Here is a 9,508-nt window from a genome sequence, read left to right on the forward strand (position 1 = left end):
GTGGACACCGACGGGTACTGCGAGCACTGCGGCCACGCGCAGCCCCGCGAGCGGGACCACCTGGAGGAGGAGCTCTGCAGCGTCGCCGCCGTCAGCGACCGCGGCCTGCGCCACCACCGCAACGAGGACTCCTTCGCCGTCTCGGCCACCGCCCTGCCCGACGGCTCCGCCGCGACCGTCGCCATCGTCTGCGACGGCGTCTCCTCCGCCAGCCGCCCCGACGAGGCCTCGGCCGCCGCCGCCGGCGCCGCCAACGAGGCGCTCCTGGAAGCCCTTCCGCGCGGCGCCGACCCGGTGGAGGCCATGCACGGGGCGATCCTCGCGGCGGCCGCCGCGGTGACGGCGCTCGCCCCGCCGGCCCCCGGCGCGCAGAACGCCCCCGCCTGCACGCTGGTCGGAGCCGTCGTCAGCGGCGGCGTGCTGACCATCGGCTGGGTCGGCGACAGCCGCGCCTACTGGGTGCCGGACGACCGTGCCGCCCTGGCCCGCCGGCTCACCGAGGACGACTCCTGGGCGGCGCAGATGGTCGCGGCGGGCCTGATGGGCGAGGCCGAGGCCTACGCCGACGTCCGGGCCCACGCCATCACCGGCTGGCTCGGGGCCGACGCGTACGACCTCGACCCGCACACGGCCAGCTTCAGGCCGGACCACCCCGGCGTTGTGGTCGTCTGCACGGACGGCCTGTGGAACTACGCCGAGTCCGCGCGGGAGATGGCGCAGCTCCTGCCGGCGGACGCCGCCGACCGGCCGCTGCACAGCGCGCAGGTCCTGGTCGGGCACGCCCTGGACGGGGGCGGCCACGACAACATCACCGTCGCCGTCGTGCCCTTCGCGGCCCCGGCGGAGCCCCACGCCCAGACCGAAGCGGAACCCGAAGCGGAACCGCAGGCCCGCCCGCGGGCCTGACCACCCGCCACCCCAGCCGGCCCGGAGGAGGAGACCGACCGATGGCGAACTTCGCCAAGCCGAGCGCACCCCGCTTCAGCGTGGAGGTGTACCAGAACGAGTTCCTGCCCGAGGGCGGGCGGGACGTGCACGCCATCGTGACGGTCACCTCCACCGGCGGAGCCACGGCCACCGCCGGGCACGCGCCCGGCGGCCAGGGCGCGGCCGTCGTGATCATGGTGGACTGCTCCGGCTCCATGGAGTACCCGCCGGACAAGATGCGCGGCGCCCGCGAGGCCACCGCCGCCGCGATCGACACCCTCCGCGACGGCACCGCCTTCGCCGTGATCGCCGGGACGCACGAGGCCCGGGAGGTCTACCCCGGCCAGGGCGGCCTCGCCACCGCCGGGCCCGCCACCCGCGCCCAGGCCAAGGAGGCCCTGCGCGGCCTGCGCTCGGGCGGCGGCACGGCCATCGGGACCTGGCTGCGGCTCGCCGACGGCCTGCTGCGCCGCACCCCGGCGACGATCCGGCACGGCATCCTGCTCACCGACGGCCGCAACGAGCACGAGGACCCGGCCGTGCTGCGCGCCACCCTCGACGCCTGCGCCGGCCGCTTCACCTGCGACGCCCGCGGGGTGGGCACGGACTGGGAGGTGAAGGAGGTCACCGGCATCGCGAGCGCGCTGCTCGGCTCCGCCGACATCGTCGCCGACCCGGCCCATCTCGCCGAGGACTTCACGCGCATGATGGAGCAGGTCATGGGCAAGGAGGTCGCGGACGTCGCGCTGCGCCTGTGGACCCCGGTCGGCGCGGAGGTCCAGTACGTCAAGCAGGTCTCGCCCTCCGTCCACGACCTGACCGGCCGCCGCACCGAGGCGGGCCCGCGCGCCGGGGACTATCCGACCGGTTCGTGGGGCGACGAGTCCCGCGAGTACCACGTGTGCGTCCGGGTGCCGGGGGCCGCCGTGGGCCAGGAGATGCTGGCCGCCCGTGCCTCGCTGGTGCTGCCGGGACCGGACGGCGAGCCCCGGCCCCCGCTCGCGCAGGGACTGGTCCGGGCGGTGTGGACGGACGACCTCGCCGCGTCGACGGCCATCAGCCCCCAGGTGGCGCACTACACGGGCCAGGCGGAACTCGCGGAGGCTATCCAGCAGGGCCTGGAAGCCCGCAAAATGGGCGATGTCGACGGTGCGACGGCGAAGCTGGGCCGTGCGGTGCAGTTGGCGAGCGCCTCCGGGAACGCCGACACCGCCAAACTGCTCGCGAAGGTGGTGGATGTCGTGGACGCGGCGGCGGGTACTGTGCGGCTGAAGGCGAAGGTCGCCGATGCCGACGAGATGACCCTTGAAACGCGTTCGACGCAGACCGTCCGAGTGAAGAAGACCTGAGAAGAAGCCTGACGCGATGACGCAGGAAAAAGGGGGAAACGCCGCGATGCCGACCTGCCCGAACGGCCACCAGTCCGCCTCCGACGACTGGTGCGAGGTCTGCGGCCTCCGCATGACCGCCCCCGCCGGCGCCGCCTCCGCCGCCCCCTCCTACGGCTACGGCTACCCTCCCACCGGCGGGGAGCCGACCGCCCAGGCCGAACTGTGCCCGCAGTGCCGGACCCCGCGCGAGGCGATGGCCCCCTTCTGCGAGGAGTGCCGGTACAACTTCCTCACCCGCTCGGCGACCCCGTACGCCGCCGAGCCCGCACCGGCCGCGGGCGCGGGCGCGTCCGGGCCCGGCACGGGCGCGGTGTCCGCCCCGCCGCCCCCGCCGCCGGCCCCGCCGCAGCCGGTGTTCTCCCAGGACCACTTCGAGTACCAGGGGTCCCGCCCGTCGCGGGTCAACCGGCCGGCCGAGCCGCTGCAGAGCGATGACGACTGGCTGCTCCAGCCGCCCGCGCAGGAGCAGCCCGTCGCCGCGCCGGTGCCGCCGCGGCCCGAGCCGCAGGAGTTCCGGCAGCAGCCCGAACGCCAGCAGTCCGAGTACCAGCAGTCCGAGTACCAGCAGCCCCGGCCGCCGCAGCCGTCACAGACCGAGCCCTTCGCGGCCCCGGACCGCGGCACCGGCGCCGGCGCCGGCACCAGCGCCTCCTGGTCGGCGACGATCGGCCCCGACCGCTCGTACTTCATGGCCATGATGCAGCGCAGCGGTCCCGAGGCCGCCGCGCTCAACCTGCCCGCCTACTCCCCGGAGCTCCACCTCCCGCTCTCCGGCGGGCAGATCACCATCGGCCGCCGCCGCGCCTCCACGGGCGAGGCCCCGGACATCGACCTGTCGGTGCCCCCGGAGGACCCGGGCGTCTCCCACCAGCACGCGGTGCTGGTCCAGCAGCCGGACCTGACCTGGGCCGTGGTCGACCAGAACTCCACCAACGGCACCACCATCAACGGCGGCGAGGACCCCATCCAGCCGTACGTGCCCGTGCCCCTCGCCGACGGCGACCGCGTCCACGTCGGCGCCTGGACCACCATCACGGTCCGCCGCGGCTAGGCCTCGTCCGGAGGCGGCGGGGGCTCCTCCCCCAGGGGCCACACGTAGGGCCCCTGGGGATCGTCGAGCCAGGCCCACTGCCCCTCCGGCGTGACCGTGACCCCGAACCGTTCGCGCGCCGGCCGCCCCTCGCCCCGCCACAGGTCGAGCGCCTCGCGCGGGTGCAGCACGTCCGCGGTCAGGATCAGCAGGAACTGGAAGCGCTCGTTCTCCACCATTTCGTACGGGAGGCCGTGCAGCGGCCCGGTCGCCCCGGGCGGCCCCGGCGCGGCCGTGGCCCCGCGCAGCGGGACGAAGTACGCCGAGGTGTGCAGGAAGCGGCCCTCCGCGAAACCGGCGTCCCGGACGGTCAGCGCGATCAGCCCCGTCGACAGCGGGGCCAGGATCCGCGCCCCCGGCCGGCACTGGCCGAGCCAGGCGGGCGGGACCAGCGGCAGGGTGCAGGTCACCAGGATCCGGTCGAAGGGCGCCCGGGCGGGACAGCCGCGCGCCCCGTCGCCGGTGACCACGGCGGGCCGGTAGCCGAGCCGGGCCAGGTGGGAGCGCGCCGACTCGGTGATCTCCTCGTCCAGGTCCACCGTGGTGACGAGGCCGTCGCCGAGGCGGTGGCAGAGCAGGGCCGCGTTGTAGCCGGTACCGGCGCCGATCTCCAGCACGTTGTCCCCGTCGCGCACCTGGAGCGCGTCCAGCATCTTCGCCATCAGGGAGGGCTGGCTGCTGGAGGAGACCAGCTCGCCGTCGCGCAGCCGCGTCGCCAGCGGGGCGTCGGTGTACACCCCGCGCAGCCAGCGGGCCCGGCGCTCGGGGTCCGGGTCCTCGCCCCACAGCCGCTCGTGCCCCGCCCCGCGGCCGGTCCAGAAGTACGGCACGAACAGGTGCCGGGGCACGGCGGCGAAGGCCGCCCGCCAGGCCGGGTCCTCCAGCACGCCCGCGGCGGTGAGTTCCCGTACCTGGGCGGCGTGCGCCGTCTCCCGCAGGTCCTTCTCCGCGGCCTTCGCCCTGCCCATGTCTCCACTGTGCTGCGGGCGGGCCCCGGGTGCGACCTCTCGGCGGGAGGGGCAGCGCCGGTCCTAGGACCGGGGTCCTCCGTCCGGGCGTCTGAGACGATGGTCGGGTGAATGACGACGCGCAGAGCACGGTGCAGGAGACGACCTTCTACGAGCAGGTCGGCGGCGAAGAGACCTTCCGCCGTCTGGTCCACCGCTTCTACCAGGGGGTCGCTGGGGACCCTCTGCTGCGCCCGATGTACCCCGAGGGGGACCTCGGGCCCGCCGAGGAGCGGTTCGCGCTGTTCCTGATGCAGTACTGGGGCGGCCCGACGACGTACAGCGAGCACCGCGGGCACCCGCGCCTGCGCATGCGGCACGCACCGTTCCAGGTGGACGCGGCCGCGCACGACGCGTGGCTCGCCCATATGCGCGTGGCGGTGGACGAGCTGGGGCTCGCGCCGCAACACGAGGCCCAGCTGTGGCGGTACCTGACCTACGCGGCCGCCTCGATGATCAACACCGCGGGCTAGCGGAGGGGCGCGCGGGGCGCACCGTGTGCGCCCCTGCAAGCGGCCGTACACGGCCCCCCGGACGAGCGCCCGTTCCGGCCCGTACGGGGCACGGGCGGACCGCTCGCGATACCCCGCGCATCCTTCCGGGAACCCCTCCGTCGCACCAGCACCGACGGAACTGGAGGTTCCATGTCACAGGACACTGCGGACGCGGTGGATCCGACCACCGACGCCGACGAGGAGGCACTGGACCGCGCCCTCGCCGCGGGCCGGTCCGCCGCGGCTCCCGGCGCGCACGAGAGTACGAGCGCGTCCCAACCGGGCCGCGGGCCGGCCGCGTACCAGTCGAACGGACGCCCCGCCCGTCGGCAGCCGGACTCGGAATAGGAGCGCGCCATGTCCATGAGGTTCCAGAACAACTACCACCGCGAGATCTGGACGATGGTGGAGCGGCACCAGCCCAACTGCTCCGACGGGAGCAACTGGGTCAAGGAGGGCTGGTGGAGGATCGGCCCCGGGGAGAGCGCCGTCGTCTACGGCGGTGACGTCAGTGCCGTCAACCAGATCTGGTACTGCTACGCGTACTCGGGCGACGGCGTCGAGTGGCGGGACCGCTTCCAGGAGACCGTCCCGCACCGCGCCTTCGAGTGGTGTTCGAACACGTCGGACGGCACGTCCCGGACGATCCTCATGAACGAGTTCGTCGTGAGCCGTCCGAACCACGTGCACTCGTTCAACCCGTAGCCCGGCGCCACGCACGGACAGGCCCGCCCGCCCCCGGTGACCGGTGGGCGGGCGGGCCTGTTCCGCGATGTCCGTCCTAGACGGGCCGCACCTGGAGGGCGCCGAGGCCGGTGGGGCCGCCGCCGGGGCGGCGCAGGGCGACGGAGCCGTAGGGGGTGCGCAGCCGCAGCCACCCGCCGGAGACGAGCAGCTCCAACGCGTCCGGGGCACCGGCGGCGGAGCCCCCGGAGCCGGAACCGGCGGGAACGGCGGCGCGTACCGGGCGCAGGAAGCCCAGGGACTGCGCGGCGTGCACGGCGCGCAGCGGCAGCTCGGTGTCGCCCAGGGTCCGCGACCAGATCTCGCGGCCGATGCGGTCCCGCTCGGAGCGGGTCCGGTGCTGCGGGGGCAGGGCCTCGTCACGGGCGCGGAACTCGGCGACGGCGGCGGCCACGGCCGCGCGTACCGCCTCGGCGGCGGGCAGGCCGGGAACCGGACGCCAGCCGCCGCGGGGCGGCAGGACGCCCGCCCAGGGCGGGCCGGTGACGGGTCCGGGCACGGTCACCGCGGCGCCGCTCTCGTCGACGGCCTCCAGCAGCTCGCCCGCGGAGACGGTGACGTCCAGCGGGGTCGCGAGGGGCTCGGCGAGGCGTGCCGCACGGACGGCCAGGACCTCGAAGGAGGGCGGTCGTCCGAAGACGGCGAGCGCGCCGCCGCCCGCCGGCGCCTGGAGGCGTACGGCGGCGGCGCGGTCGTAGTGCACCAGCCGGCCCAGGAAGGCGGCGAGGTCCGCCGCCTCCCCGGAGTCGGCGAGGCGCAGCTGTCCGCTCATGCCGCGAGGCGCCCTTCGGCTGCCGCGCGGGTCTTCTCGGGCTGGTCGAGGTACTGCTCCAGGAAGTGCCGTTCCTCGTCGGTGATGCGGCGGGGCCGCCCCTCGGCGAGGTTGTAGGGCACGACGACCGTCTCGGCGCGGACGTAGACGGTCTCCGGCGCGTCCTCGGTCGCCTCGTCCTTGACCTCGTAGCGGATGGTCAGGGACGCGGCGCCTATCCGGGTCACCCAGGACTCGATGAGCACCGGCTCGTGCCGGTGCACGAGGGGGAGCTTGTAGTCGATCTCGTGGCGGGCCACGACGGAGCCGCCCGTGAAGGACTCACTGCCCTCCCCCGGCGCCAGGCGGAACATGAAGTCGATGCGCGCCTCCTCCAGGTAGCGGAGGAAGACGACGTTGTTGACGTGCCCGAAGGCATCCATGTCCGCCCAGCGGAGGGGGCACCGGTAGTGGTGTCTGGCCATGACCGTGACCTAGCCCCGGGTGAGCTTCTTGTAGGTGGCGCGGTGCGGACGGGTGGCGTCCGGGCCGAGCCGCTCGACCTTGTTCTTCTCGTAGGACTCGAAGTTGCCCTCGAACCAGAACCACTTGGAGTCGCCCTCGTAGGCGAGGATGTGGGTGGCCACTCGGTCCAGGAACCAGCGGTCGTGGGAGACGACCACGGCCGCACCGGGGAACTCCAGCAGCGCGTTCTCCAGGGAGCCCAGGGTCTCGACGTCGAGGTCGTTGGTGGGCTCGTCGAGGAGCAGCAGGTTGCCGCCCTGCTTCAGGGTGAGCGCGAGGTTCAGGCGGTTGCGCTCACCGCCGGAGAGGACGCCGGCCGGCTTCTGCTGGTCCGGGCCCTTGAAGCCGAAGGCGCTGACGTACGCGCGGGACGGCATCTCGACGTTGCCGACGTTGATGTAGTCCAGCTCGTCCGACACGACCGCCCAGAGGGTCTTCTTGGGGTCGATGTTGGCGCGGCCCTGGTCGACGTACGAGATCTTGACGGTCTCGCCGACCTTGATCTCGCCGGAGTCCGGGGTCTCCAGACCCTGGATCATCTTGAAGAGCGTGGTCTTGCCGGCGCCGTTCGGGCCGATGATGCCGACGATGCCGTTGCGCGGCAGCGTGAAGGACAGGTCGTCGATGAGGACCTTGTCGCCGAACGCCTTCGAGAGGTTGTTGACCTCGACCACGATCGAGCCCAGGCGCGGGCCCGGCGGGATCTGGATCTCCTCGAAGTCGAGCTTGCGCATCTTGTCGGCCTCGGCCGCCATCTCCTCGTAGCGAGCGAGACGGGCCTTGGACTTCGCCTGGCGGCCCTTGGCGTTGGAGCGGACCCACTCCAGCTCTTCCTTGAGGCGCTTGGCGCGCTTCTCGTCCTTCTTGCCCTCGACCTTGAGGCGCTCGGCCTTCTTCTCCAGGTAGGTGGAGTAGTTGCCCTCGTAGGGGTGCGCGCGGCCGCGGTCGAGCTCGAGGATCCACTCGGCGACGTTGTCGAGGAAGTAGCGGTCGTGGGTGACCGCCACGACGGCGCCCTTGTACTGGGCCAGGTGCTGCTCCAGCCAGTTCACGGACTCGGCGTCGAGGTGGTTGGTGGGCTCGTCGAGGAGCAGCAGGTCGGGGGCCTCCAGCAGCAGCTTGCAGAGGGCCACGCGGCGCTTCTCACCACCGGAGAGGTTGGTGACGGGCCAGTCGCCGGGCGGGCAGCCCAGGGCGTCCATGGCCTGCTCCAGCTGGGCGTCCAGGTCCCACGCGTTGGCGTGGTCCAGGTCGTCCTGGAGCTTGCCCATCTCCTCCATCAGCTCGTCGGTGTAGTTCGTCGCCATTTCCTCGGCGATCGCGTTGAACCGGTTGAGCTTCTGCTTGATCTCGCCGACGCCGTCCTCGACGTTCTCGAGGACGGTCTTGGACTCGTCGAGCTTCGGCTCCTGCATGAGGATGCCGACGGAGTAACCGGGCGAGAGGAAGGCGTCACCGTTGGACGGCTGCTCGATGCCCGCCATGATCTTCAGGACGGTGGACTTGCCGGCGCCGTTCGGGCCGACCACGCCGATCTTGGCCCCCGGCAGGAAGTTCAGGAAGACGTCGTCGAGGATCACCTTGTCGCCGTGCGCCTTGCGCGTCTTGCGCATGGTGTAGATGAACTCAGCCAAGAGAAACCGTCCGGCAGATCGATGGTGGGCAGATACACCCCATACTGCCGTACGTCCATCCCCCGGGGGAAACCAGTACGGGTCCCGGAGGGGGCCCCGGGGGGCCCGACCAGGGCTGCTTGACCGTGAGTACTACTGGTATTACGGGTACGACAGGTGCCGCTCGGCGGGTACGGCGCCGCGGGTACGACGCTCCGGGGGGAGTCTGATGGACGGCTGGCTGCTGCCGCTCTCGATAGCGCTCATCGGCATGACGGGCACGCTCTTCGCGCCGCTGCTGACGCAGCGCCTCGTGGGGCGGGTCCAGTCCGAGCAGTTCGAGCGGCAGGAACGGATGGCCGAGGGCCAGTGGCAGCGCGAGCAGCGGGCGGCGGAGCTCGACGTCCGCCGGGCCTGCTACGTGGCGGCGATGGCCGGGTACCGGCGTTACCGGATCGAGCTCATGAACTTCCTGTGGCTCACCCACAAGGCCCAGGAGGCGGGGGCCGCCGGGGGCGGGGCCGGGGAGAGGGCCGGGGAGAGGGCCGCGGGCCGGGCCGACCTGGAGGCGGCCCGGCAGGCGATGCACCTGGCGTTCGCGGAGGCGCAGCTGGTCGGCTCGGAAGCCGTCGTGGCGGAGCTGGACGCCACGGCCGAGCGGCTCGCAGGGGCCTTCTACCGGATGCTGCGGCTGGACGAGGGCGACCCGGTTCCGGATGGCACCTTCGAGGCGATCAAGGAGGATCTGCTCGGGCTCGGAGAGCGGTGGAGGGGGATGCGCGCCGTGATGCGGGCCGACCTCGGGACGGACGCCCGGCTTCAGCGGGGGCGGTAGACGGTGAGGGCGTCGGGCAGGGCGTCCAGGGTGAGGGCGGCGGGGGCCTGGGCGTACTCGCCGTCGTAGGCGAGGGCGGTGCCGGGCGGGACGTCCGCTACGCGCAGGCGGCGCAGCCGGGTGGCGATGTG

11 protein-coding genes are annotated in these 9,508 nt (G+C 73.4%); 7 read left to right on the forward strand and 4 right to left on the reverse strand.

The window, feature by feature from the left end:
• From SSNG_RS12105 to SSNG_RS12115, 3 genes are all read left to right on the forward strand, one after another.
• The coding region (locus SSNG_RS12105) for a PP2C family serine/threonine-protein phosphatase (protein WP_128636937.1) at window positions 1-906 on the forward strand (906 nt) is incomplete at its 5' end.
• A 41-nt stretch (window positions 907-947) separates the two neighbouring features.
• Window positions 948-2,276, forward strand: a complete 1,329-nt coding sequence (locus SSNG_RS12110) for a VWA domain-containing protein (protein ID WP_042800899.1) — start codon at window positions 948-950, stop codon at window positions 2,274-2,276.
• A gap of 46 nt (window positions 2,277-2,322) precedes the next feature.
• Window positions 2,323-3,369 (forward strand): FHA domain-containing protein, encoded by a 1,047-nt coding sequence (locus SSNG_RS12115; RefSeq protein ID WP_042800900.1) that lies wholly within the window; start codon window positions 2,323-2,325, stop codon window positions 3,367-3,369.
• Here the strand turns inward: SSNG_RS12115 and SSNG_RS12120 are convergent.
• Complete coding sequence (locus tag SSNG_RS12120; protein WP_042800901.1) at window positions 3,366-4,376, reverse strand: methyltransferase domain-containing protein; 1,011 nt, start codon at window positions 4,374-4,376, stop codon at window positions 3,366-3,368. The two genes, SSNG_RS12115 and SSNG_RS12120, sit on opposite strands and share 4 nt — an antisense overlap.
• Before the next feature lie 107 nt (window positions 4,377-4,483).
• On the opposite strand from SSNG_RS12120, the gene SSNG_RS12125 reads away from it, so the two are divergent.
• The 3 genes from SSNG_RS12125 (at window position 4,484) to SSNG_RS12135 (ending at window position 5,614) form a co-directional block, all read left to right on the forward strand.
• The gene (locus SSNG_RS12125; RefSeq protein WP_007264115.1) at window positions 4,484-4,888 is read left to right on the forward strand and encodes a globin; all 405 of its coding nucleotides are present in this window, start codon (window positions 4,484-4,486) and stop codon (window positions 4,886-4,888) included.
• Window positions 4,889-5,059: 171 nt separating this feature from the next.
• Window positions 5,060-5,257 (forward strand): hypothetical protein, encoded by a 198-nt coding sequence (locus SSNG_RS12130; RefSeq protein WP_007264116.1) that lies wholly within the window; start codon window positions 5,060-5,062, stop codon window positions 5,255-5,257.
• A 9-nt stretch (window positions 5,258-5,266) separates the two neighbouring features.
• On the forward strand, window positions 5,267-5,614 hold the full coding sequence (locus SSNG_RS12135; protein WP_007264117.1) for a DUF1036 domain-containing protein: 348 nt from the start codon (window positions 5,267-5,269) through the stop codon (window positions 5,612-5,614).
• 76 nt (window positions 5,615-5,690) lie between these two features.
• Here SSNG_RS12135 and SSNG_RS12140 read toward each other — a convergent pair whose 3' ends face one another.
• Genes SSNG_RS12140 through ettA form a run of 3 tightly spaced genes read right to left on the reverse strand, consistent with a single transcriptional unit; the run spans window position 5,691 to window position 8,563 of the window.
• Entirely contained in the window at window positions 5,691-6,425 is a 735-nt protein-coding gene (locus tag SSNG_RS12140) for a hypothetical protein (protein WP_042800902.1), read from the reverse strand.
• Entirely contained in the window at window positions 6,422-6,889 is a 468-nt protein-coding gene (locus tag SSNG_RS12145; RefSeq protein ID WP_042800903.1) for a thioesterase family protein, read from the reverse strand. Before SSNG_RS12145 ends, SSNG_RS12140 begins: the two co-directional genes overlap by 4 nt.
• Window positions 6,890-6,898: 9 nt before the next feature.
• Complete coding sequence (gene ettA / locus SSNG_RS12150; RefSeq protein WP_007264121.1) at window positions 6,899-8,563, reverse strand: energy-dependent translational throttle protein EttA; 1,665 nt, start codon at window positions 8,561-8,563, stop codon at window positions 6,899-6,901.
• A 208-nt stretch (window positions 8,564-8,771) separates the two neighbouring features.
• Here ettA and SSNG_RS12155 point away from each other — a divergent pair, with 208 nt between their 5' ends.
• Window positions 8,772-9,377: a hypothetical protein gene (locus tag SSNG_RS12155; RefSeq protein WP_042800904.1), complete on the forward strand. Its 606-nt coding sequence runs from the start codon at window positions 8,772-8,774 to the stop codon at window positions 9,375-9,377.
• Window positions 9,378-9,508 lie beyond the last annotated feature (131 nt).

It is taken from the genome of Streptomyces sp. C (assembly GCF_000158895.1).
GTDB classification, from domain to species: Bacteria; Actinomycetota; Actinomycetes; order Streptomycetales; family Streptomycetaceae; genus Streptomyces; species Streptomyces racemochromogenes.